The following is a 23,848-nucleotide window of genomic DNA, read 5'->3' as shown; positions in this document are numbered from 1 at the left end:
ATGAGCGAAGTTTCCCGACCCGGCCAACGGGCCGTTGATGCCCTGCGCCCGGTGCGCATCACCCGCAGCTACACCATGCATGCCGAAGGCTCGGTGCTGATCGAGTTCGGTCACACCAAGGTGCTGTGCACCGCGTCGGTGGAAGAGAAGGTGCCGCCGCACAAACGCGGCAGCGGCGAAGGGTGGGTGACGGCCGAGTACGGCATGCTGCCGCGCGCCACGCACACCCGCAGTGACCGCGAAGCTGCGAAGGGCAAGCAGAGCGGCCGCACGCAGGAGATTCAGCGATTGATCGGCCGTTCATTGCGCGCGGTGTTCGATCTGAAAGCCTTGGGCGAACGCACCATTTCGTTGGACTGCGACGTGATCCAGGCCGACGGCGGCACGCGTACGGCGAGCATCACCGGCGCTTTCGTGGCCGCGCACGACGCCGTGGGCAAGCTGATCGCCGACGGCAAGATTGCCGCCTCACCCATCAAGGACCACGTGGCCGCGATTTCGGTCGGCATCTTGCAAGGCACGCCGCTGCTCGATCTGGAGTACGTGGAAGACTCGGCCTGCGACACCGACATGAACGTGGTGATGACCGGTGCCGGCCATTTTGTGGAAGTGCAGGGTACGGCCGAGGGCGTGGCGTTCACACGCCGCGAGATGGACGCGCTGCTGGCCTTGGCCGAAAAGGGCATTGGCGAACTCGTGACCTTGCAGAAGCAGACGCTGGGTATCAACAAGGCATGAAGCTGGTCCTGGCGTCCAACAACAAAGGCAAGCTTGCCGAGTTGCAGGCGCTGTTTGCGCCGCTGGGCATTGAGCTGGTGCGCCAGGCCGATCTGAACATTCCCGAAGCGCCCGAGCCACACCGCACCTTTGTGGAAAACGCGCTGGCCAAGGCGCGACACGCCGCGCAGGTCAGTGGTCTGCCGGCGCTGGCGGACGACGCCGGTTTGTGTGTGGAAGCCTTTGGCGGTTTGCCCGGTGTGGACACGGCTTTCTACGCCACGCAGTTCGGGTACGAGAAGGGTGACGACAACAACGTGCGTGCGTTGCTGGAGCAGATGCAGGGCATTCAGGACCGCCGCGCCGCGCTGGTGAGCACGCTGGTGGCCCTGCGCAGCGCCGACGACCCCGAGCCGCTGGTGGCCACGGGCCGCGCGCCCGGCCTCATCACCCAGCAGCCCATCGGGGCGAACGGATTCGGCTTTGACCCGGTCATGTATCTGCCGGCTTTTGGCAAGACCTTCGCCGAGCTGCCCACCGAGTTGAAAAATGCCAACAGCCACCGTGGGCGTGCAGCGCAACACATGCTGGCCTTGATGCGCGAGCGCTGGTTCGCGCCCGCGCCAGAGACCGCACCATGAGTGCCGACCAGCCGGTGGCGTGGCCCGGGGGGCTGCCCGGTCGCAAGGCGTCCACACCCGAAGCGCCCTGGAACGATGTGCGCCACTGGATGCGCCCCGGCACGCTGCAGTTGCACAGCTTGCCGCCGCTCTCGCTCTACATTCACCTGCCGTGGTGTTTGAAGAAGTGCCCCTACTGCGATTTCAATTCGCACGAATGGAGCGCCACGTCCGAGCCGGGTCAGCCGCTGCCCGAGGAGCGTTACCTGGACGCCTTGCGCGCCGACCTGGAAGCTTCGTTGCCCCTGATCTGGGGCCGCACGGTGCACAGCGTGTTCATCGGTGGCGGCACGCCCAGTCTGTTTTCACCCGCATCCGTCGACCGCCTGCTGGGCGATGTCCGTGCCTTGCTGCGGCTCGACGCCGACGCCGAGATCACGCTGGAAGCCAACCCGGGCACCTTCGAGAAAGACCGCTTCCGCGCGTTCCGTGAAGCGGGTGTGACGCGCCTTTCCATCGGTGTGCAGAGTTTCAACGACGTGCACCTCAAGGCGCTGGGTCGTGTACACGACCGGGACCAGGCCATGGCCGCGGTCGATGAAGCCGCACAGGCTTTCGACACCTTCAACCTCGACATCATGTACGCCCTGCCCGGGCAGACGCTGGCCGACTGTGAGGCCGACGTGCGCACCGCACTGTCGTTTTCGCCGCCGCACATCTCCATCTACCACCTCACGCTGGAGCCCAACACCTACTTTGCGAAGTACCCGCCGGCCCTGCCGCCCGAGGACGAAGCCTGGGACATGCTGGATCGCATCACCGAACTCACCGCCGAGGCGGGGCTGCAGCGGTACGAGGTGTCGGCCTATGCACGCGCCGGGCACCGCAGCTGGCACAACACGAACTACTGGCAGTTCGGCGACTACCTGGGCATTGGTGCGGGCGCGCACAGCAAGCTGAGTTTTGCCCACCGCGTGGGACGCCCGGTGCGGGTGCGCGAGCCGCGCCTGTACATGGAGCGTGCGCTGGCGGGCAATGCGGTGGTGAGTGCCGACGAGGTGCCGCGCAAGGCTTTGCCGTTCGAGTTCATGCTCAACGCCTTGCGGCTCAAGGAGGGCTTCAGCCTGCAGCAGTTCACGGAGCGCACGGGCTTGCCGCTCTCCAGCATCGAAGCCGGGCTTGCGCTCGCGGTGCAGAAAGGCCTGATCGAGCGCGATGCGGTCCGTGTGTGGCCCACCGATCGGGGCTTCGACTTCCTCAGCGACCTGCAGGAAATCTTTCTCGCGGACTGAAGCCGCCCTGCCTCAGGCGGTGTGCAGGCTGAAGCCCACACGCGTGGTGCGACCACTCGACTCCGCGGCCGGAAAACCATCGTGCATGCGCGCGATGGCCGCGACGATGGACAGGCCCAGGCCGTGGTGCGGCTTCTCCAGCTCGCAGCGCGACACGTCGGCGCGGAAGAAACGATCGAACAGGCGGGGCAGGTGCTCGGCTTCGATCGTGGGGCCGGTGTTTTCCACCCACAGCCGCACGCTGTCGCCGGCTTCGCGGGCGATGCGCACGCTCAGGGTGGAGCCCGCGTCGGCGTAGCGGATGGCGTTGCCCAGCAGGTTGGACATGGCGCGTTTGACCAGCGGTTCGTCCACCGACAAGGCGGTGTCGCCGATGATGGTCGCGGTCAGGCCGCGCTCTTCCATCGACGCCTCGTGAAACTCCACCACCTGCTGCACCAGCTCCGCCAGGCTCACCGCCGCACCCCGTCGCGCCTTCACACCACGGTCTGCCTGCGCGAGGAACAGCATGTCGTTGACGATGGCCGCCATGCGGTGCAGCTCTTCCAGGTTGGAGTGCAAGGTGTCTTCGAGCTCACCCGTGGTGCGTTCGCGGCTCAGCGCCACCTCGGTCTGGCCAATGAGGTTGGTCAGCGGCGTGCGCAGCTCGTGTGCCACGTCGGCATTGAAGCCTTCGAGCTGCACATAGGTGCGCTCCACGCGCTGCATCAGGCCGTTGAACTGGTCGATCAGCGGTTGCAGTTCCTCCACCGGTTCTGCCAGCGAGAGCCGCTGCCCCAGGCGGCGGGCGTCGATCGCCTTGGTTTGCGCCGCCAGATCGTTCAAGGGCCGCAGGCTGCAACGCACGCGCCAGAACGTGCCCCAGCCCACCAGCGCCGCGCCCGCCAGCACGGCGGCGATCAGCAGCAGCGCCATGCGCCGGGCGGTCTTGGCGTCTTGCGAACAGTCCAGGGTCAGCTGGCCCTGAAGAGGCCCGGCGCCGTTCGAGGTGTCGACCGTGAACGGCATGGCGCGCGACTCCGAGGTGGCCACGTCGAAGGTGGGCGCCTTGTCGCGGTAGAGCTCGCTGCCATCGGCACGGTTCACCTGCACGAAGGTGCCCGGGCGGCGTTCGGCCAGCCAGGCCAGCTTGGCCTTGACTTCGGCTTCACCGCCTTTGGCATTGGCTTCGCGCACCACATCCACCAGCACGGCGGAGTAACTGCGCAGCTCTTCCTCGTGCTTGGCGGTGAAAAGCATGGTGGTGGCGCCGTAGATGAACGCCAGCAACACCCCCAGCCCGATCACGGTCTGGATGGCCAGTAGCAGCGACAGGCGCCGACCGATGGAATAGGCACAAGGTGTCTCGGCGGGCGTGCTGCTCACGGGTGTGGTGTCCAGTGCCGTGGTGTTCATGCCCGCTCCTCCAGCACATAGCCCATGCCGCGCACGTTGTGCAGCAGCTTGGGTTTGAACGGGTCGTCCATCTTGGAGCGCAAGCGACGCACCGCCACCTCCACCACGTTGGTGTCCGAGTCGAAGTTCATGTCCCACACCTGCTCGGCGATGGTGGTGCGCGACAGGATCTGGCCCTTGCGCCGCGCCAGCAGCGCGAGCAGGGAGAACTCCTTGGCAGTGAGGTCCAGCCGCTGGCCCGCGCGCCAGGCCTTGCGGCCGAGCAGGTCCATCTCCAGATCGCACACCGCCATGCGCGTGTTGGCCGCGTCTGTTGCCGCCGGGCCGCGGCGCAGCAGCGCGCCCACGCGGGCGAGCAGCTCGGAGAAGGCAAAGGGTTTGACGAGGTAGTCGTCGGCCCCGGCTTCCAGGCCCTGCACGCGGTCTTCCACCCGGTCGCGCGCGGTGAGCATGAGCACCGGCGTGCCACGCTTCTGCCGCAGGGCCGACAGCACGCCGAAACCATCGATGCCCGGCAACATGATGTCGAGCACCACCAACTGGTAGTCACCTTCGAGCGCGAGGTAGCGGCCCTCGATGCCGTCGCGCGCAACGTCCACGGTGTAGCCGGCCTCGGACAGGCCGCGCTTGACGTAGTCAGCGATCTTGGCTTCGTCTTCAATGACCAGCACGCGCATGGCAGGAATCCGTGTGGGGTGGCAGGGCAGGGCAGGGGCTTGGCTACCCCCGGGCATGACCGCAATTGTCCCGGAAACCGCCCTTTTGCTGCATTACGAATTTGTCATTCTGGCGTTCGGGAAACGACACGTTCGGTTTTTAAAGTTCTTCCTGTGCCAAACACAGAGGCACACCAGTCTTCCCCCAACGCTCTCACAAGGAATCATCATGAAACTCTCCACCACCATCCTTTTGCCCCTGGTCTTCGCCGCCACCGCCGGCACCGCCATGGCCCAGAGTGCTCCGCTGACCCGTGCACAGGTGCAGGCCGAGCTGGCCGAAGCCGTTCGAACGGGCGACCTGCTGGCGGACACCGAGCGCGGTCTGAAACTCAACGAACTCTATCCCTCCAATTACCCGGCCCAGCCGAGCCAGGTGGGCAAGACCCGCGCACAGGTGAAAGCCGAACTGGCCGAAGCCGTCCGCACCGGCGACCTGGTGGCCGACATTGAAACCGGCTTGAAGCTGAACCAGATCAATCCCTCCAACTACCCCGCCCAGCAGACCCAGATGGGCAAGACCCGCGCACAGGTGATGGCTGAAACCGCCGAAGCGCGCCGCCTCGGTCTGCTGGATGTGAGCGAAAACGAATACCCCAAAATCGCCACGCCCGAGCAAGTCGAGCAGATTCGCCAGGCCGGCCTGCGCGCTGCCGACAGCATGAACGTCGGTCAACTGAACCGCCAGTGATGAAGCGCCCGGCCGCGGGGCGGCAGCTGTTCACGAGATGGCTCGCCCCGCCCGCAAACGAAGAATCCAGACCGCACGGGCCCCGGCCCTTGAACCCTCATCTGCGCAGATCACCAGCGGGCCTTCGGGCCCGTTGGTGTTTTTGCGCGCGTGCGTGAAGCAGTTCTCACTCTCTCGGGGCCCTTGGCGCGCCAGCGCACAGAAAGGCGAAACCCTACTCCGTACCATCATGAAAGTTCATCCACCGGATGAAAGTGGTCTGTTTTCACAGGGGAGCTCTCATGAAACGTTATGCAGCGTTGGCGGTGTCTTTGGTGGCCCTGGCGGGAGTGGTCAGCTGTGGTGGGGGCGGCGATGACGTTGTCGGCGCGCCGGCGGGGCCGTCTGCTGAGGGGTACTACGCGGGCTCTCTGGTCGTGACTGAATTCCCTGCCCAGCTTGGCAATCCGACGCTGCCCGGTAGCAGCACGGCGTTTCAAATGCTGGTGCTTGAGAACGGTCAGTTCTGGACCATTTACGGAACGCCCAACGGCACGTCTCTGGATGTAAAGGGCTTTGCGCAGGGCACGGGAACCTCCAACGGCAGCTTGTTCATTGCGGGCAGTGTGCGGAATTTCGCGAACCCACCCCCCGCCTTGGCCACGAATGCGGTGGCCAGTGCGAGCTACAACGCGTCGGCCAAGTCCATCAGCGGAACGATCACGGACTCGAGCACCACCTCAACGATCACCAGTGCTCCGCAGTCAGCGTATGACTACAACGCCGCCGCCGATCTGGCCAGCCTCGCGGGCTCCTGGACCGTGCGCGGCCAGGGCAACGATCAGCACACCCTTACGGTGAACTTGGATGGCAATTTCTCGGCAACCGTCGGTTCGGTTTCAGGTTGCCCTTTCTCCGGCCGTTTTGTCCCACGTGCCTCTGCCAAGAACGTATTCAACGTATCGGTCACCAATGGTGGCTCCCCTTGCCTGAACGAAGGCTTGCCTTCTGCGGGTGTTGCGTACCTGGTGGCGGCGGGCGCAGGATTTCAGTTGACCTTTGCCACACTGAGCGCCGATCGCCAGCTAGGGGCAGTGGTGTATGGCGTTCGCTAAAACTCAGTCAATACCCCCATCACAAATCCGCCCGCTCCACCGACACTGCCCATCCTGCGCGAGCCACGGATGGGCATGGCCCGAGCAGCCGGTCTGGCAGATGGCTTTTCGTGCCGCATCCAGGTTCGGTTCTTGACCTGGTTGGGCATGCGCAGGGTGTGACGCACGGGATCGGTGTGTGACGTTTACCACCGCCACAGTCATTCCCCACAGCACGCAGGTCCGCGCCACCACCAGTTGCCCGCGCAACCGCACCACCTCGCTGGTCAGGGCATTCAGCGCCACCTCTTTCTCCTGCATGAGTCTGGACATCCGGTCCTGAACGCCACCGAGGTGCCGGCACAACACAGCGTGTTCCAGCACCACGCCCTCCGGCCGCGCACTCATTGCACCAGCGATGCCGTGGAGTGCCACAGGCGCCGCTCGGGCAGCAGGTCGTCGGCGTTCAGGGCTGCTCGCTCGGCCGGCCCGTCGCCGGCCTTCAACAAAACGTCCCAGTGCTGGTGCATGCGTTGCACCACCGTGCGAAAGCTCGGTGACAAGCCCGGGTGCTGGCCCAGAAAAAACAGGTTGGAGCGGATCTTGCGCCCCATCAAGTCGCGCTGCGTGGCGCAGGCGCTCTGGGCGTGGCCCGTCATCAGTGCCAGCGTGCCCGCGAGCATGGCTTCGGCGCAGGGCATCACGTGTTCTTCGTCTTCGTGCAGTTCGGGTTCGGTGTTCACAGCGGTCTCCAGACAAGGGTGTGGATGTCGCGCCTGGGCGCGAGCGGTGCTGGCTGCCGGTCAGAACTGGCGGGTGGTGAAGGACCGAGGCTGGCTTGCTGGCCCCATGTTAAATGAGAATTGATCGCATTTGAAGAGGGCTCGCCGGATTGTTTGCAAGCGGGTGTTTCGGCTTGTTCTGCCGAGTGCCGAACGGGCAAGAAAAAAGGGCCTTGATTGCTCAAGGCCCTTGAATTCGTTGGCGGAGACGGTGAGATTCGAACTCACGGACCCTTGCGAGTCGGCAGTTTTCAAGACTGCTGGTTTAAACCGCTCACCCACGTCTCCGGATGCGGTTGCAACGCGTGGATTTTAGCCTGCGATGGCCGTGGCCTCGGGTCGTGATGGGAGCAGCATGCCGCGCGTCTCGATGAAGCGCACCACCTCGTCCACGCCGGCCAGCGTCTTGAGGTTGGTCATGACCCAGGGCCGGCGCGCGCTGTCGGGGCGCATGCGGGCGGTGTCGGCCTTCATCACCTCCAGGTCGGCGCCCACGTGCGGGGCCAGGTCGGTCTTGTTGATCACGAAGAGGTCGCTTTTGGTGATGCCGGGGCCACCCTTGCGCGGGATCTTTTCGCCCGCGGCCACGTCGATCACGTAGATGGTGAGGTCGCTGAGCTCGGGGCTGAAGGTGGCGGCGAGGTTGTCGCCGCCGCTTTCGATGAACACCACGTCGGCGTCGGGGAACTCGCCGAGCATGCGGTCGATGGCTTCGAGGTTGATGGAGGCGTCCTCGCGGATGGCGGTGTGCGGGCAGCCGCCCGTTTCCACGCCCATGATGCGTTCGGCCGGCAGTGCGCCGCTCACGGTGAGGATGCGTTGGTCTTCCTTGGTGTAGATGTCGTTGGTGATGGCGATCAGGTCGTAGCGCTCGCGCATGGCCTTGCACAGCATCTCCAGCAGCGTGGTCTTGCCCGAGCCGACGGGGCCGCCGATGCCCACGCGCAGCGGGGGCAGGTGTTTGCTGCGGCGGGGAATGTGGTGCAGGGGGGTCATGAGCGGAACAGGCGTGAGTATTGGGTTTCGTGGCGGGCTGAGTGAATGGCGAGCAGCGGAGTGAAGGCCTGGCGCTCATCGTCCTGCAATTGGATGGCGTGGTCGACCGCGGCCGGAATCTGCTGCGCCAGGCGCGCGAGCATGCGCTGGCCGGCGCTCTGGCCCAGCGGCACCGACTTGATGGACGCCTGCACCATGTTTTCGCACCAGCCGAAGGCGTAGCCGACCAGGCTGTCGTGCACGCTGGCCCCGGTGCTGGCGGCAGCACAGGCGCAGGCCACCGGGTAGGTGGGTGGGTCCAGGCGGGCACCGTGCAGTTGTTCAAACACACCCGTGCCCAGCTCGCCGAGCTGGCGCGCCCACTCCAGCAGCGAGCGGCCCATCTGCTCGCTTTGCAGGCGGAACTCCAAGGTCTCGCGGGTCTGCAGCACCCAGCGGTTGAGGGTGGTGATGCGGTCGAGATCGTTGGCGCGCCAGGCGGGAATGGCCTGCGCCACCACCGCCAGGTCGCTGCGCGCCAGCCCCAGGTGCAGCTGGTCGGTGAGCCAGGCGGCTGCGCTGTGTTCATCCGATACCAGGCCGGCGTCCACGGCCGATTCAAGCCCTTCGGAATACGAGAAACCACCCACCGGCAAAGCCGGTGATGCGAGCCAGAGGATCTGCAGCAGGCTGGCGGCCGAGCGGGGCGGCGCGTCGGCCACGTCAGCCGTGGTCATGGTTGTGGTGGTCGTGGTCGTGGCCGTGGTGGTGGTTGTGAGTGTCCTTCGCGCCATGCACATGGCTGTCACCACCCCCCGCGCCATGACCGCCATACGCGCCGGCCTCGGGCTCGAAGGGTTCACGCACCTCCACCACCGTGAGGTGCATGGCGCGCAGCATGTCGGCCAACACATGGTCGGGCTCGATCTTCAGGTGATCGGGACGCAGCTCGATGGGCACGTGGCGGTTGCCCAGGTGGTAGGCCGCGCGCATGAGGTCGAAGGCCTGCTCGTGGGCCGGGTGGTCGGGGCAGGCGGTGATGCGCAGCACCGCCTGGGGCGCGGCCACCACGCGCAGCAGCGAGCCGTCCTGCGTGACGAGCACGTCGCCGCCGCGCACCACGGTGCCGCGCGGCAGGAACACACCCACGTGGCGCTCGTCGGAGGCCACGGTGTCGAAGCGGCTCTTCTGGCGGACATCCCAGTCCAGTTCCAGGTGCGAGGCGCGCTGCACCATGGTGCGCGCGAGGCCCTGGCCCTGAGGGATGAGTTTGGAGGCTTGCAGCATGGGGACGTGATTCAGAACAGGAAGTAGCGTTGTGCCATCGCCAGGCGTGTGGCGGGCTCGCAGGTGAGCAGCACACCGTCGGCGCGCACCGCGTAGGTTTGTGGATCGATCTCCATCTTGGGCAAGAGGCTGTTGTGCACCATGGTGGCCTTGGTCACGCTGCGGCAGCCGCGCACCGCGTCCAGTGTCTTGCGCAGGCCGTAGCGCTCGCCCACACCGGCGGCCAGTGCGGCTTGCGAGACGAAGGTCAGGCTGCTTTTGGCCATGGCGCCGCCGAAGCTGGCAAACATGGGTCGGTAGTGCACAGGTTGGGGTGTGGGGATGGAGGCGTTCGGGTCGCCCATGGCGGCCAGCGCGATGCTGCCGCCTTTCAGGATGAGCGCGGGTTTCACCCCGAAGAACGCAGGCTTCCACACCACCAGGTCGGCCCACTTGCCGACCTCCAGCGAACCCACGATGTGCGAGATGCCGTGGGCGATGGCCGGGTTGATCGTGTACTTGGCGATGTAGCGTTTGACGCGGAAGTTGTCGTTGCGCGGGCCATCACCGGGCAGGCTGCCGCGCTGGCTTTTCATCTTGTCGGCCGCCTGCCAGGTGCGGATGATGACCTCGCCCACGCGTCCCATGGCCTGGCTGTCGCTGCTCATCATGCTGATGGCACCCATGTCGTGCAGGATGTCCTCGGCCGCGATCGTTTCGCGGCGGATGCGGCTTTCGGCAAAGGCCAGGTCTTCGGGAATGGCGGCGTCCAGGTGGTGGCACACCATGAGCATGTCCACATGCTCGTCCAGCGTGTTGACCGTGTAGGGCATGGTCGGGTTGGTGGAGCTGGGCAAAAAGTTGGCCTCGCCCACCACACGCAGGATGTCGGGTGCGTGGCCTCCGCCCGCGCCTTCGGTGTGAAAGGCGCAGAGGCTGCGGCCCTTGGTCGCGGCGATGGTGTCTTCCACGAAACCCGATTCGTTGAGCGTGTCGGAGTGGATCGCGACCTGCGTGTCGGTGGCTTCGGCGACGTCGAGGCAGTTGCTGATGGCACTCGGTGTGGTGCCCCAGTCTTCGTGCAATTTCAGGCCAATCACACCGGCGTTGATCTGCTCGTGCAGCGGAGCGGGTTGGCTGGCGTTGCCCTTGCCCAGAAAACCCAGGTTCATGGGCAGACCGTCGGCGGCCTGCAGCATGCGTTCGATGTGCCAGGGGCCGGGCGTGCAGGTGGTGGCGAAGGTGCCCGTGGCCGGGCCGGTACCGCCGCCGAGCATGGTGGTGATGCCCGAGGTGAGGGCTTCGTCCACCTGTTGCGGGCAGATGAAGTGGATGTGGCTGTCGATGCCGCCGGCGGTGACGATGTTGCCTTCGCAGCTGATGACCTCGGTGCCCGGGCCGATGATGATGTCCACACCGGGTTGCGTGTCGGGGTTGCCGGCCTTGCCGATGGCCACGATGCGCCCGTCTTTCAAACCGATGTCGGCCTTGACGATGCCCCAGTGGTCGACGATGACGGCGTTGGTCATCACCGTGTCCACGGCTCCCTCGGCGCGCGTTCTCTGCGATTGCGCCATGCCATCGCGGATGGTCTTGCCGCCACCGAACTTGACCTCTTCGCCGTAGCCACCAGCGGCCAGGGTGAAGTCCTTCTCGATCTCGATCATGAGACCGGTGTCGGCCAGGCGCAGGCGGTCGCCAACGGTGGGGCCGAACATGTTGGCGTAGGCGCTTCTTGAAATCGTGGCCATGCTCAGAGACTCCCTTGGGTCAGGCCACGAAAGCCATACACGACGCGGTCACCCGCGTAGTCCACCAGCTCCACCGTGCGTTGCTGGCCCGGCTCGAAACGCACCGCCGTGCCGCTTGCGATGTTCAGCCGCATGCCGCGGGCCGCGGTGCGGTCGAAGTCGAGCGCGCCATTGACTTCGGCAAAGTGGTAGTGCGAGCCGACCTGGATCGGTCGGTCGGCGCCGTTCTTCACCACCAGGGTGAGCGTGCGCCGGCCGGGGTTGAGGGCGTGCTCGCCCTCGTCGGTGAAGAGTTCGCCGGGAATCATGGTCCGTTCCTTCAGCGCTTGCCGCTGGACCACCACAGCGCAACGGCAATGGCGGCCACCACCCCCACGAAGCCGAGTGTGTCGGTGGCGTGCCAGTGGGAGCCGAACAGGCCATGGCCTTCGTGGGCCAGGGCGGGCGCGCAGAAGGCTGCTGCGGTGAGGAGGGCGGTGGCGAGGCGCATGGGGACTTTCGGTGAAGGAGTCAGGGAATGGGTTGGTGCACGGTGACGAGCTTGGTGCCGTCGGGGAAGCTGGCTTCCACCTGGATGTCCGGGATCATCTCGGCGATGCCCTCCATCACATCGGCGCGGGTCAACACGTTGCGCCCCTCGCTCATGAGCTGGGCCACGGTCTTGCCGTCGCGCGCGCCCTCCATCACGGCCGCGCTGATCAGCGCCACGGCCTCGGGGTAGTTGAGCTTCAAGCCGCGCGCCTGGCGCCGCTCGGCGAGCAGGGCGGCGGTGAAGATCAGCAGCTTGTCTTTTTCTCTGGGCGTGAGTTCCATGGTGGTGCGTGCGTTCCCGGTGGTGCTTGGGTGGTCTGGTCAGCAATTCCCGTGCCCCGAGCGGGCCCGGGTGGTGGCGTGGCACGAAAGCTGCAGAAATGCCGTGTGACAACCATACCCATTGTTCCCATCCGAACCGCTGCCGCGTCCACCGCAGGGCAGGAGCCCGGGCCGGACGCACCCCAGCGCATCACCCGCGTGCGCCGCGACTACAACAGCTGGGTCGGCAGCGAGACCATGGAGGACTACGCGCTGCGCTACACGCCGCAGCGCTTTCGCAAATGGAACGAATGGCGCGTGGCCAACACCGCCTTTGGCGCCGCGTCCTTCCTGATCCTGGAGGCCGTGGGCGCCACGCTGCTGGTGCAGTACGGTTTTGTGAACGCGGCGCTGGCCATCCTGTGCACCGGCCTGATCATCTTTTTCGCGGGCCTGCCCATCAGTGTGTACGCCGCGCGCTACGGGGTGGACATGGACCTGCTCACGCGCGGAGCGGGCTTTGGCTACATCGGCTCCACCATCACCTCGCTGATCTACGCCACCTTCACCTTCATCTTCTTCGCGCTCGAAGCGGCTGTGATGGCCTACGCGCTGGAGCTCGCGCTCGACATTCCGCCCGCCTGGGGTTACCTGATCTGCGCGGTGGTGGTCATTCCGCTGGTCACGCACGGCGTGTCGGTGATCAGCCGCTTCCAGGTCTGGACCCAGCCGCTGTGGCTGGTGATGATGGTGGTGCCTTTTGGGGCGGTGGCGGTCATGGCGCCCGAAACATTCACCAACGTGGTGCGATATGGGGGCGAATCCGGTGCGGGTGCGCTGTTTGATTGACACCTCTTTGGTGCGGCGCTGACCGTGGGCATCGCGCTCATCACGCAGATGGGCGAGCAGGCCGACTACCTGCGCTTCATGCCCGCCAAAGAGAAGGGCAAGGGCCTGCGCTGGTGGGCCGGTGTGCTGGCGGGCGGGCCGGGCTGGGTGCTGCTGGGCGTGGTGAAGATGCTAGGCGGCGCGCTGCTGGCGTACCTCGCCATCAGCCACATGGTGCCGCCCGACCGCGCGGTGGACCCGAACCAGATGTATCTGGCGGCCTACGAATACGTGTTCGCCGACTACGGCTGGGCGGTGGCGGCCACAGCACTTTTCGTGGTGGTGTCGCAACTCAAGATCAACGTGACCAACGCCTACGCCGGCTCGCTGGCCTGGAGCAATTTTTTCTCGCGCATCACCCACAGCCACCCCGGCCGTGTGGTGTGGGTGGTGTTCAACACCTTCATCGCTTTCATGCTGATGGAGATGAACGTGTTCCAGGCGCTGGGCCAGGTGCTGGGCGTGTACTCCAACATCGCGATCGCCTGGATCATGGCGGTGGTGGCGGACCTGGTGATCAACAAGCCGCTGGGCTGGAGCCCCAAGGGCATCGAGTTCAAGCGGGCGTATCTGTACGACATCAACCCGGTGGGCGTGGGCGCGATGGGGCTGGCCTCAGCCTTGTCCATCGTGGCGCACATGGGTTTGATGGGGCCCACGGCCGAGGCGTTTTCGGCGGTGATTGCCATGGTGACGGCTTTTGTGACGGCGCCCTTGATTGCGTGGGGCACACAGGGGCGGTATTACATTGCCAGACATTCAGAAATGCCTCGCGAATTCGATGTGGGTTTGGGCGCGGGCCCTCACCCCCGCCCTCTCCCAGAGGGAGAGGGAGCCAAGGCATTTCACGCCGTGCAGCGATGCGTGATCTGCGAGCGTGAATACGAGGGGCCGGACATGGCCCACTGCCCGGCCTACCAGGGCGCCATCTGTTCGCTCTGCTGCACGCTTGATGCGCGCTGTGGCGATCTCTGCAAACCGCACGCCAAGCTCTCCGAGCAGTGGATGGGCGCGCTGCGGCGCGTGTTGCCGCGTTCGATCTGGCCTTACCTGGAAGCGGGCCTCGCGCACTACCTGCTGCTGATGTTCGTGATGGCGCCGGTGCTCGCGGCGGTGCTCGGCTTGTTGTACCGCCAGGAGGTGCAGGGGCTGGCGCAGCGCATCGGTCTCTCGGCCAACGCCGGCTTGCTCGACGCGGCCTTGCGCTCGGGCTTCGTGCGGGTGTACGCCGTGTTGCTGCTGATCACGGCCACGGTGGCGTGGTGGCTGGTGCTGGCGCACAAGAGCCGCGAGGTGGCGCAGGAAGAGTCGAACCGGCAGACGCGCCTGCTGATGCAGGAGATCGAATCGCACCGCCTCACCGACGAAGCCCTGCAGCAGGCGCGCCTGGCGGCCGAACACGCCAACCAGGCCAAGACGCGCTACATCAGCACCATCAGCCACGAGCTGCGCACACCGCTCAACAGCATCCTGGGTTATGCGCAGCTCTTGCAGGAAGACACCGGCATGGCGCCGCACCGCGCGCAGGCCATCCGTGTGATCAACCGGGGTGGCGAACACCTGCTCTCGTTGATCGAGGGCACGTTGGATATCGCGCGCATCGAGTCCGGCAAGCTCGCGCTCGACGTGCGACCCATGGCCTTTGCCGGCGCCATGCGGGAGGTCGCCGGCATGTTTGAGCTGCAGGCCAGCGCCAAGGGCCTGCGCTTCGTGTTCGAGACCGGCAGCCGCCTGCCCGACACGGTGCGCGCCGACGAAAAACGCCTGCGCCAGATCCTCATCAACCTGCTGGGCAACGCGGTGAAGTTCACGCGGGTCGGCCAGGTGCGGCTGCGCGTGACGCATGCGCGCGAGATGGCGCAGTTCGAGGTGCACGACACCGGCCCCGGCATGCGCGCGCAAGACCTGGAGCGGGTGTTCGAGCCGTTCGCACGCGGGCAGAACGAGGCCGCCGCGCCTGGGCCGTCCACCGGCACCGGCCTGGGCCTCACCATTGCCAAGATGCTCACCGACCTCATGGGCGGCGAGATGACGGTGCGCAGCGCACCAGGCGAAGGTTCCGTGTTCACCGTGCGCCTGTTTCTGCCCGAGGTTCACGGTGCGGTGCTGCCGCGCCCGCTGGCCCTGCCCGTGCACATCGGCTACGAGGGTGCGCGCCGACGCGTGCTGGTGGTCGACAACGAAGAGGCCGACCGCGAACTGATCCAGCGCTGGCTGGCGCCGCTGGGGTTTGACGTGATGCTGGCCACCAGCGGCCTGGACGCGCTGACCTTGCTGGAACGCCTGCACCCGGGCGACGCCGGTGCGCCCGACGCCGTGTTCATGGACCTGGCCATGCCCGGCATCGACGGCTGGGAGACCATGCGCCGGCTGCGCGCCGGGGGCTGGGGCGCGGTGCCGCTGGCCATCGTGTCGGCCAACGCGTTCGACAAGGGCCTGGACAACGACCTGGATCACCGGCCCCAGGACTTCTTTGTGAAGCCGGTGCGCCGCGACGACCTGCTCGACTGGCTGGGCCAGCGCCTGCAACTGGTGTGGATCGAGGTGGCGGCGTCGGAAGGCGCATCACAGGCGCCGGCACCGACCCAAGCCCCGGGGCTGGACATCACCAGCGGCCGCGAGTTCGAGCCCTTGCTGGAACTCGTGCGCCTGGGTTACTACAAGGGCATCGTGCAGTGGCTCGACGAGTGGGTGCAGGACCACCCCGAGCAGGCGGGCTTTGCGCAGCAGCTGCGCACGCTCGCGCGCGAGTTCCGTTTTGACGCGATCGAGCAGCAACTGCTGCAGCGCCATGTCTGAGTTCACCCTGCAACAGACCGACCAGCTCATCGTGCTGATCGTCGACGATGTGCCCGATAACGTGGCGCCGTTGCACGACGCGCTGGACGACGCGGGCTACACCGTGCTGGTGGCGCTCGACGGCGAGAGCGCCATCCGCCGCGCCACGCAGGCCCTGCCCGACGTGGTGCTGCTGGACGCGGTGATGCCCGGCATCGATGGCTTTGAAGTGGCGCGCCGCCTCAAGGCGCAGCCGGCCACGGCGCACATCCCCATCATCTTCATGACCGGCCTGACCGAGACCGAACACCTGGTGGCCGCACTCGACGCCGGTGGTGCCGATTACGTGACCAAACCCATCAAGCCGCGCGAGGTGATGGCGCGCATGGGTGTGCACCTGCGCACCGCGCGCCATGTGCGCCAGGGCGCGGTGGAGCGCAGCCAGGCGCGCAACGCACTCGACGCGTTTGGCTACGCCACCATCACCGTGCGCGAGAGCGACGGCCGCCTGATGTGGCAGACGCCGCTGGCGCGCGACCTGCTGCGCAACTACTGCGGGACCGAATCACCCACCACACCGCCGGCGGTGCTGCAGTGGCTGCGCCGCCATCTGGGTGAAGCGAGCGAGCAGCGCGAACCACCCCGTCTCACGCTGGAAAACGGCCCGCGCCGGCTCACCTTCCGGCTGCACCAGCGCGTGGGCGATGAAGACGGTGATGCGGACGCCGGTGGCGACTGGCTCATCGTGATGCAGGAAACGTCGGACGCCAGCGTGCTTTCCAGCGTGGCCGGCGCCTTCGGCCTCACCGCGCGCGAGGCCGAGGTCCTGTACTGGGTGGTCAAGGGCAAGATCAACCGCGACATCGGCGACATCATCGGCGCCAGCCCCGCCACGGTGAAAAAACACCTGGAACGCATCTACGCCAAGCTCGGTGTGGAGACCCGCACGGCAGCGGCCGCCATGGCCATCAACCGCGTGCCGCTGCTGCAGCCGCAGCACGGAGGGTAGGAGGGTAGGAGGGCTGCGGTGCTTGCCGGCCGCATCCCACGGGCTGCCGCCGCTTTAGACTGCGAGCTGTCTTTCACGTGAGCCAGAAAGCGTGATCACATGCAGTACAAACCAGACCCTCAGGGATCGAAACTACGACTGGCTGCTGAACCTCGGTCACCAGACCGTGGCTACGAGGCGTCTACGCCGGTGCGTGCCGCTTTCGCAATGATGGCGGCCAGATGCTCAAACGCCCGCTCAAACGATGGACAGTCAAGCTGCAGGCTCCTTCAACCCTCCAGGAGTCACAACCATGCCGAAGTTTGTCATCGAACGCGCCATCCCGAATGTCGGCGCCATCAGCCCCGCTGATCTGCAGGCGATATCTCAGAAGTCTTGCGGTGTGCTCAGCGAGATGGGCCCCGATGTGCAATGGGTGCACAGCTACGTGACCGGCGACAAGATCTATTGCATCTACAACGCCACCAGCGAAGCGCTGGTTCGAGAACACGCGCGCCGCGGGGGATTCCCCGCAGACAGCGTGGCCCGCGTCGTCACCACGATCGATCCGATCACGGCCGAGGCGTGAGTTCTTCGGCCAAGGGCCGAGTGATGTCAAACTCGCACGATGGCCATGTTCATCCAGCTCCTGGGCGTGCCGCAATTCATGGGGCGCGACGGCACGCCCGTGGTGTTGCGCGGGCACAAGTCGTGGGGACTGCTGGCCTACCTGGTGACCCATGAGGGTCCAGCAAGTCGGCACCATCTGGCGCGTTTGTTGTTCGAGGACGCCGAAGATCCGCTCGCGGCTCTTCGGTGGAATCTCACCGAGCTTCGCCGCGCTTTGGGCCCCGACAGCCTCCGCGGCGAGTCCATCGTCCTGCGCCGGGATACCGATCTGATCATCGACAGCGATGTGCTTCGGCGCGGCAGCGCCGCCGAAGGCGTTCAGTTGCCCGGCCTGGGTCGCGAGTTGCTTGAAGGCATGGGCTTCGCCACCAGTCCCTCTTTCGAAGTCTGGCTGCAAGCCGAGCGCCGACGCATGCATGCCACTGCCCAGGCCGTGTTGCACGAGGCCACCCTCGCCCGCCTGGCGGATGGCTCGGTTGCGCAGGCGCTGAATCTGGCCAGCCGACTTGTGGCGCTTGATCCGCTTGAAGAGAACTCACAGGTGCTGTTGGTTCGCTGCCTGGCGAATGCAGGCGACGGCATCGGTGCTGCACGTCAGGTTGCCGCATGCCGCGAGCTTTTCCAGCGAGAGCTGGGCGTGTCCCCCGGACCGGCGTTGAGCGATGCCCTGCGCACCAACACCTCGACGGTGGTTGCCGGGCCGGCCACGGGGCGAGCGGGCGCTCTGGCCCTGCTGGAAGCCGGCGAGGCCGCGATCAGCGCTGGCGCACTGGATGCGGGATTGCAGTGTCTGCGCAGGTCGATCGACGACGCCAACACGACGGGTGATCCTGTCCTGCGGGCGAGGACCCGTGTGGCGCTTGGCAGCGCGTTGGTTCACGCCGCCAGGGGCCGCGATGCCGAAGGAGCGACCGCCCTTCACGAAGCGCTGGCTATCGGTGAAGTCGTGGCGCCATTGCAGGTTGCAGCGGCCTGTCGCGAGCTGGGCTATGTGGAGTTTCTGCTCGGTCGCTACGACCGGGCACTCAACTGGGTGGCCCGGACGGATCCGTTGGTCCCAGGTGAAGCTGCAGAACAAGCCCGCCTGGCCACGCTGAAAGGCTCCATCCTGAGCGACACGGCGCACTACGTGCCCGCAATGGAGCAACTCCTGCAGGCACAGTCTTTGGCCCTGGACGCTGCCGATGGCAAGCTGGGAATTTACGCCGATTCCATGGTCGCCCGCATCTTGGTGCTGACGGGACGATACGACGAGGCCGTGACCGTGCTGGACCGCTGCATCGACCAGTCACGCAAGATGTGGACGGCCTTTCTGCCCTGGCCACAGTCGTTTCGCGCCGAAGCCGATCTGCGTTTGGGGCGCATCGACGAGGCCGCGTATCGATTCGAAAACGCGTTTGCGTTGGGGTGTCAGTTGGCCGACCCCTGCTGGGAAGGCATTGCAGGGCGTGGCATGGGCCTGGTCGCCGCTGCGCGCGGCGATGTTCAGGGTGGCATCGCCATCCTGCTGGATACGCTGCAGCGCTGCATGCGGCTGCCCGATGCTTATGTCTGGGGCAGTGGTTACGTGCTCGACGGGCTGTGCGCCCTGGCGCTCGCCCATGACGATGAACGGGGACCGGCTTGGGTGAGCCAGCTCACAGTCATGTCCGCCCGCTCAGGCATGCGCGAGCTGGTGGCGCGCTCTCACTGGTACCGCGGCAGGCTGGGCGAGCCCGGAGCAATCGAAGGCGCCAGGCAACTTGCCACCCAGATCCGCAATCCGGTCCTGGACGCACATTTCTTGAGGGATGCCTGAGTCGAGCAGCGCCCTCGGTGAGATTTTCGTCAGCAGGGCGCCGCACACCAGCGCTTCATGATGGAGCTACCCCGTATCGCAGCATTTGATCTGCGCCTTAGATGGTGAGCTCGGCGCGCCACTGAGATGGTCGGTAGTCGCTGAATAGACGGCGATTCGGACTGGACAGCAGCTCAAGACTGAACTGAGACATTCGTACTCTGACCGAGGCTGTCAGTCATAGGTCTGGAAGGGGTCCTTCCGGTCAGCGTTCTAGATGGCTGGCTATCGCGGAAGACAAAGCTCGAAAGGCTTGGGTGTACGTCAACGCAATCGGCAGCGGAATTTCTGCCGCGTCCCGCCTTCGAGTACCGTGTCGGACTGTTTCCTTACCTCAACTTCTGAATGGTTCAGAGATTTGATGGGCTTTAAACGCACAATTTGCTCATGACCGAACTACTTCCAAACCTCGCTCTTGCTGGCTATCGCAGCTTCGGTAAACAGCATCAGTACTTTGATCGGTTTACGAAGATCAATATCCTGATCGGACGGAACAACTCAGGCAAGTCCAACGTTCTTCGGGTCATCAAAGAGGTGCTTCCGCAGATCGGCGAGCGCGGCGTACTGAAGCTTGAACCAGTCGCGGCGCACCTTCCAGACCATCCTCCATTGCAGGTCGGCATTGGAGAGGCCTTCATAGACAACGATTCGACAGGATTCAAACTTCCGCCCGAATCACAGCGACGCGGCGGACTTCCTAATGACCATCGCGGGCAGGCGATTGAAAGCCTGATGGCCGAACTGCTCGCTCGCAAAGCTAAGCATGACGGAACTACGCTCGCATGGTCATTCACGACCCTCCCGGACGGCAAGCCAGTGCATGACACCTGGGTGTCGGCGATGACTGATATGGAAGGGCCCAGGGTACAGAAACTATGGTCGCACCTAACAAATAGTGGCAATGGGGACAGAAAAGCTCACTGGGAGCCGCAGATTGTGGAGCGGTTTCCGCTGAAGATTCCGCACCGGACTGTCGAGCTGATCCCCGCCATTCGTCGCATTGGCGACTCAGGAGTGGAGCCGAATGGGTATGACGGAACAGGGATCATTAACAGACTCGCGCAACTTCAGAATCCGTCGGCTGAGAACCAAGATCAGAAACTCAGGTTTGAAGCCATCAACTCGTTCCTACGCGAGGTTACAGATAGACCAGATGCACGAATCGAGATCCCGTACGAACGGGACACAATACTTGTTCATATGGACAACAAAGTACTGCCGATTTCCTGCCTTGGCTCTGGCCTGCACGAAGTCATCATCCTTGCGGCTGCAGCGACCACGCTTAGCAACCAAATAGTTTGTATTGAAGAGCCTGAACTCCACCTAAACCCAATACTCCAGAAAAAGTTCATTCGGCATCTCGCTACGCGCACTGACAATCAATACTTCATTACCACACACTCCGCTGCGATCATGGATACACCTGACGCTGAGGTCTATCACGTGACACTAACGGACGGTAGTTCAAGGGTTGAGAGGGTTACCACCGATGCCACACGGGCTGCTGTTTGCGAGGACCTTGGGTATCACCCATCCGATCTTCTCTTGGCCAATTGCATCATATGGGTAGAAGGTCCGTCCGATCGCCTATACGTGAACTGGTGGCTTCGCACCATCGATTCCGCTCTCATCGAAGGTATTCATTTCAGCGTCATGTTCTACGGGGGCAAACTTGCGGCCCACATTTCAAACGCCGAGACGTCGGAGGGAGTGACCGAGTTTATTCAGCTAAGGCGATTGAATCGCCGTGGCGTAATTCTGATTGATAGTGACAAAGCATCATCACACGCGCGAATTAACGAAACGAAGAAGCGACTGCGCGACGAATTTGATCAAGGCCCCGGCTTCGCATGGATAACAAGTGGGCGAGAGGTCGAGAATTATTTGCCGATTGATGCTGTTGCCTCCGCGGTCTCTGAGACGATTCCTTCTGCGACGCGACTAGGTGGCGGCGATCGCTATGAAAATCTTTTGAAGATTCGACGGGCCTCCGGATCGGATGATCAGGCCTCAAAAGTTGAAGTGGCGAAGTGGATAACGGTCGAGACTGAACCGGATTTGCAGCTTCTAGACCTGCGTGAGCAGCTATCAAGACTAGTCGACTTCATCCGTAAGTCGAATCCGATCGGCGGCATACGGCCGAGTGCCTAGCTCAACCCCAATACGCTTCCGCACTCGGTGTTAGCCCAAAATTTGAACTGCCGCTCCAACCATTTCCCAGGTGCCGCTCTCGGCTAACTGCGGACATGTTTGGAGAGATGGCGAAGGACAGCTTCCGCTGCATAGCTGACCTCTATCGATCCAGTACGACCAACTGCACTGGGTCGAAAGGGGCGCCCAAGTTTGTGGGGGCGGCCACCCCATCCCCTCAGGTGCCACCAGGCGTGGTACGGCTTGAACCAAGCCCTACAGTCCATCCCATTACCCACCGTTCTCCAACTCACTCGGTGATGTTGTTGGCCTTGATGAAGGCCGACCAGGTGGTCATCTGCTTTTCCACAAAGGGCTTGAACACCTCGGGGCCGCCGCCCACCAGATCGATGCCCTGGGCTTCGAGCTTTTTGGCCACGTCGGGGTTCTTCAGCGCGGCGGCCACGGCGGCGTGGATGCGGCTGGTGATGGCGGGCGGCATCTTGGCCGGGCCGATCACGCCCCACCAGGCGGGCGCGTCAAAACCGGGGAAGCCGCTCTCGGCGATGGTGGGCACGTTGGGCATGTCCTTGGAGCGTTTGCTCGTGCTCACCGCCAGTGGCGTCACGTTGCCCGAGTCGGCGTGCGGCTTGATCAGGAACAGCGAACCCACGGCCAGTGGCACGTGGCCGGCAATGGCGTCGTTCATCAGCGGGCCGCCGCCCTTGTAGGGCACATGGGTCCAGTCGAAGCCGGCGTTCTTGGCCATCTGCGCGATGGCCAGGTGGCCCAGGCTGCCGGTGCCGATGGTGCCGTAGCTGGTGGTCTTCTTCGCCTTGGCTTCGCTCACCAGCTGGGCAAAGCTGGTGATGGGCGAACCCTTGGTGGCCGCCAGCACCATGGGCGCGGTGCCGATCAGGGTGATGTGCTCCAGATCCTTCAGGGTGTCGAAGGCCATGTTGGGCTTGAGCGCCGGGTTCACTGCATGGGTGTCGAAGACCACGCCGAAGGTGTAGCCGTCGGGCGCGGCCTTGGCAATCGCCGCCGTGCCGATCACGCCCGAGGCGCCGCCGATGTTCTCCACGATCACCGACTGGTTGAGCTGCACGCGCAGCGCCTCGGCCAGGATGCGCGAGACCTGATCCACCGAGCCGCCCGGCGGAAACACAGCGATCACGCGCACCGGTTTGGCCGCCGGCCACTCCTGCGCGAACGCCACCGAGGCCGAGGTCGCCACCACCGTGGACACGAGGGCGCCCACCACGAGTTTTTTCAACATGTCTTGTCTCCGTCGGGTTGTTGTGACCCGATGGTAAGCATGCACACCCAAGCGTCGAGAGATCGATAACCCTAGTGATTCAGACCTGCACGATCAGCCCGGCCCGCAGCTCGCGGATGCGTTGGTCGATGTAATAACCGCCGTACTCGGTGTAGCGCAGAAACGGGAAGCCGCAGGCTTTGCAGGCCCACACCTCGCAGCGGTTGCAGGGATGGTGGGCGAGCGAAATCGGCGCATCGGGCGACCACGCATCCACGCCGACCGGGCGGTGTTCTTCCAGTGTGGGCTCGTCGTCGCCCGGCAGCCAGAGCGCACCCAGCGGCTGCAGCGCGGCGCCGTCTTGCGAGGCGGGGAAGGACTCCCAGCCCGGGCTGGCGTAGGGCCGGCAGGTGGGGCAGGGGGCGGGGGCGGTGTGCGCCCGGGCGATGGCGGTCACCGCATCAGGGCTCAGGCGTTCAAGGTCGGGTGGGGTGGGCATGCGGCGATGCTACTGGAGCGGAGTGGGTGTCGGCCAGTGTGCTGGCGCTGAAAGACATCACGAACAGGGTGCATGCAATACAAAGTTTCATGGGTGGTTTCTCTGGCAACAACATGTCGTGCGCTCGTTCACTTGTGCGAGCTGGTTGGCGCCACGGCAGGCCACCCATGGCAGTGGCTCTGCGGGTTCTGTGTGGGTAGGCGCGGAGCGCATGACCGGCCGCGGTCTTTTGCCAACAGCCTGCCATTCAAACTTTTTGCCTCCAGTGTTCGATGGCGTACCATGTTGCCATGACCACCTTTGCCGATTCCCTCAAGAAAGAGATCGCCCGCGTGGCGCGCAAGGAACTGCGCGACGAACTCGGGGCTTTGCGCAAGACCTCCTTGCAGCAGCGCTCCGAGATCGCGGCCCTGAAGAAGCAGCTCAAGGCCCTGCAGACCCAGACCAACCAGCTGGGCAGGACGCGGGCCGAGCCGGCGCGCAGCGCGCCACCGGCCAGCGCGGCAGGTGCCGGGGCGCCCCGGGGCAAGCCCGGGCGCAAAGTGGTGTTCACCGCAGAACGCTTGAAAACGCAGCGGGCCCGGCTGGGCCTCACGCAGGAACAGGCGGCCCGGCTGTTGGGTGTGTCGTCGCTCTCGATCTGGAAGTGGGAGTCCGGTGGCGCCGTGCCACGCGCCTCGCGCGTGCCCAAGATCCTGGAGCGCCTGGCCTTGGGCAAACGCGAAGCACTGGCACTGGTGACACCTGAAGCGCCGCCAACCTAGCCAGCG

Annotated in this window: 23 protein-coding genes, 1 tRNA gene and 1 pseudogene; 11 read left to right on the top strand and 14 right to left on the bottom strand. The window is 64.9% G+C overall.

Annotation, left to right across the window (positions count from 1 at the left end):
• The 3 genes from rph to hemW all read left to right on the top strand — a co-directional run bounded on the left by rph (position 1) and on the right by hemW (position 2,629).
• Entirely contained in the window at positions 1–738 is a 738-nt protein-coding gene (rph, locus tag BSY239_RS13195) for a ribonuclease PH (RefSeq protein ID WP_069047257.1), read from the top strand.
• Complete coding sequence (gene rdgB, locus BSY239_RS13190) at positions 735–1,358, top strand: RdgB/HAM1 family non-canonical purine NTP pyrophosphatase (protein WP_069047256.1); 624 nt, start codon at positions 735–737, stop codon at positions 1,356–1,358. Before rph ends, rdgB begins: the two co-directional genes overlap by 4 nt.
• An 89-nt stretch (positions 1,359–1,447) precedes the next feature.
• Positions 1,448–2,629, top strand: coding sequence for a radical SAM family heme chaperone HemW (hemW, locus tag BSY239_RS13185; protein ID WP_236944198.1), 1,182 nt, complete (start codon positions 1,448–1,450; stop codon positions 2,627–2,629).
• A 12-nt stretch (positions 2,630–2,641) separates the two neighbouring features.
• On the opposite strand, the gene BSY239_RS13180 is transcribed toward hemW, so the two are convergent.
• Together BSY239_RS13180 and BSY239_RS13175 are read right to left on the bottom strand one after the other, a co-directional pair.
• Positions 2,642–4,024 carry a heavy metal sensor histidine kinase gene (locus BSY239_RS13180; protein ID WP_083239968.1) on the bottom strand — a complete coding sequence of 461 codons (1,383 nt, stop codon included), beginning with the start codon at positions 4,022–4,024 and terminating at the stop codon, positions 2,642–2,644.
• On the bottom strand, positions 4,021–4,701 hold the full coding sequence (locus BSY239_RS13175) for a heavy metal response regulator transcription factor (RefSeq protein ID WP_069047254.1): 681 nt from the start codon (positions 4,699–4,701) through the stop codon (positions 4,021–4,023). The genes BSY239_RS13180 and BSY239_RS13175 overlap by 4 nt, the downstream gene beginning before the upstream one ends.
• A gap of 208 nt (positions 4,702–4,909) precedes the next feature.
• Here BSY239_RS13175 and BSY239_RS13170 point away from each other — a divergent pair, with 208 nt between their 5' ends.
• Positions 4,910–5,431: a DUF4148 domain-containing protein gene (locus tag BSY239_RS13170; RefSeq protein ID WP_069047253.1), complete on the top strand. Its 522-nt coding sequence runs from the start codon at positions 4,910–4,912 to the stop codon at positions 5,429–5,431.
• A gap of 281 nt (positions 5,432–5,712) precedes the next feature.
• The gene (locus BSY239_RS13165) at positions 5,713–6,525 is read left to right on the top strand and encodes a hypothetical protein (RefSeq protein WP_069047252.1); all 813 of its coding nucleotides are present in this window, start codon (positions 5,713–5,715) and stop codon (positions 6,523–6,525) included.
• Between the two features lie 3 nt (positions 6,526–6,528).
• On the opposite strand, the gene BSY239_RS22465 is transcribed toward BSY239_RS13165, so the two are convergent.
• The 10 genes from BSY239_RS22465 to BSY239_RS13125 form a co-directional block, all read right to left on the bottom strand.
• The gene (locus tag BSY239_RS22465; protein WP_172823110.1) at positions 6,529–6,837 is read right to left on the bottom strand and encodes a hypothetical protein; all 309 of its coding nucleotides are present in this window, start codon (positions 6,835–6,837) and stop codon (positions 6,529–6,531) included.
• Between the two features lie 71 nt (positions 6,838–6,908).
• Positions 6,909–7,247 carry a hypothetical protein gene (locus tag BSY239_RS13160; RefSeq protein WP_156775479.1) on the bottom strand — a complete coding sequence of 113 codons (339 nt, stop codon included), beginning with the start codon at positions 7,245–7,247 and terminating at the stop codon, positions 6,909–6,911.
• Between the two features lie 239 nt (positions 7,248–7,486).
• Positions 7,487–7,574 (bottom strand) — tRNA-Ser (locus tag BSY239_RS13155).
• 24 nt (positions 7,575–7,598) lie between these two features.
• The gene (ureG, locus tag BSY239_RS13150) at positions 7,599–8,282 is read right to left on the bottom strand and encodes an urease accessory protein UreG (protein WP_069047251.1); all 684 of its coding nucleotides are present in this window, start codon (positions 8,280–8,282) and stop codon (positions 7,599–7,601) included.
• Positions 8,279–8,998 carry an urease accessory protein UreF gene (locus BSY239_RS13145; RefSeq protein WP_069047250.1) on the bottom strand — a complete coding sequence of 240 codons (720 nt, stop codon included), beginning with the start codon at positions 8,996–8,998 and terminating at the stop codon, positions 8,279–8,281. Before BSY239_RS13145 ends, ureG begins: the two co-directional genes overlap by 4 nt.
• Entirely contained in the window at positions 8,985–9,548 is a 564-nt protein-coding gene (ureE, locus tag BSY239_RS13140) for an urease accessory protein UreE (RefSeq protein ID WP_083239967.1), read from the bottom strand. Before ureE ends, BSY239_RS13145 begins: the two co-directional genes overlap by 14 nt.
• Before the next feature lie 11 nt (positions 9,549–9,559).
• Entirely contained in the window at positions 9,560–11,278 is a 1,719-nt protein-coding gene (ureC, locus tag BSY239_RS13135) for an urease subunit alpha (protein ID WP_069047249.1), read from the bottom strand.
• A 2-nt stretch (positions 11,279–11,280) separates the two neighbouring features.
• The gene (locus tag BSY239_RS13130; RefSeq protein WP_069047248.1) at positions 11,281–11,586 is read right to left on the bottom strand and encodes an urease subunit beta; all 306 of its coding nucleotides are present in this window, start codon (positions 11,584–11,586) and stop codon (positions 11,281–11,283) included.
• Between the two features lie 11 nt (positions 11,587–11,597).
• The gene (locus tag BSY239_RS22460; protein ID WP_156775478.1) at positions 11,598–11,768 is read right to left on the bottom strand and encodes a hypothetical protein; all 171 of its coding nucleotides are present in this window, start codon (positions 11,766–11,768) and stop codon (positions 11,598–11,600) included.
• 20 nt (positions 11,769–11,788) lie between these two features.
• A complete protein-coding gene (locus BSY239_RS13125) occupies positions 11,789–12,091 on the bottom strand; it encodes an urease subunit gamma (protein WP_069047247.1) in 303 nt (100 codons plus the stop codon).
• Positions 12,092–12,328: 237 nt separating this feature from the next.
• On the opposite strand from BSY239_RS13125, the pseudogene BSY239_RS13120 reads away from it, so the two are divergent.
• The 5 genes and pseudogenes from BSY239_RS13120 (at position 12,329) to BSY239_RS13100 (ending at position 21,342) form a co-directional block, all read left to right on the top strand.
• Positions 12,329–15,757: pseudogene (locus tag BSY239_RS13120) on the top strand (hybrid sensor histidine kinase/response regulator).
• The gene (locus BSY239_RS13115; protein WP_069047246.1) at positions 15,750–16,745 is read left to right on the top strand and encodes a response regulator transcription factor; all 996 of its coding nucleotides are present in this window, start codon (positions 15,750–15,752) and stop codon (positions 16,743–16,745) included. The pseudogene BSY239_RS13120 and the gene BSY239_RS13115 overlap by 8 nt, the downstream one beginning before the upstream one ends.
• Before the next feature lie 292 nt (positions 16,746–17,037).
• The gene (locus BSY239_RS13110; RefSeq protein WP_069047245.1) at positions 17,038–17,313 is read left to right on the top strand and encodes a DUF4242 domain-containing protein; all 276 of its coding nucleotides are present in this window, start codon (positions 17,038–17,040) and stop codon (positions 17,311–17,313) included.
• A 39-nt stretch (positions 17,314–17,352) separates the two neighbouring features.
• Positions 17,353–19,152, top strand: coding sequence for a BTAD domain-containing putative transcriptional regulator (locus BSY239_RS13105; protein WP_069047244.1), 1,800 nt, complete (start codon positions 17,353–17,355; stop codon positions 19,150–19,152).
• Between the two features lie 426 nt (positions 19,153–19,578).
• A complete protein-coding gene (locus tag BSY239_RS13100; RefSeq protein WP_069047243.1) occupies positions 19,579–21,342 on the top strand; it encodes an AAA family ATPase in 1,764 nt (587 codons plus the stop codon).
• Between the two features lie 289 nt (positions 21,343–21,631).
• On the opposite strand, the gene BSY239_RS13095 is transcribed toward BSY239_RS13100, so the two are convergent.
• Together BSY239_RS13095 and BSY239_RS13090 are read right to left on the bottom strand one after the other, a co-directional pair.
• Positions 21,632–22,600, bottom strand: coding sequence for a tripartite tricarboxylate transporter substrate binding protein (locus BSY239_RS13095; protein WP_069047242.1), 969 nt, complete (start codon positions 22,598–22,600; stop codon positions 21,632–21,634).
• A gap of 79 nt (positions 22,601–22,679) precedes the next feature.
• A complete protein-coding gene (locus tag BSY239_RS13090) occupies positions 22,680–23,078 on the bottom strand; it encodes a hypothetical protein (RefSeq protein ID WP_156775477.1) in 399 nt (132 codons plus the stop codon).
• 290 nt (positions 23,079–23,368) lie between these two features.
• Between BSY239_RS13090 and BSY239_RS13085 the strand changes: the two genes are divergently transcribed.
• On the top strand, positions 23,369–23,842 hold the full coding sequence (locus BSY239_RS13085) for a helix-turn-helix domain-containing protein (RefSeq protein WP_069048981.1): 474 nt from the start codon (positions 23,369–23,371) through the stop codon (positions 23,840–23,842).
• The last annotated feature ends 6 nt before the right edge of the window (positions 23,843–23,848 follow it).

It is taken from the genome of Hydrogenophaga sp. RAC07 (assembly GCF_001713375.1).
Classification (GTDB): domain Bacteria; phylum Pseudomonadota; class Gammaproteobacteria; order Burkholderiales; family Burkholderiaceae_C; genus Hydrogenophaga.
Note: the sequence above shows the minus strand (reverse complement) of the source record. Positions and strands in the feature narration are given on the sequence as shown.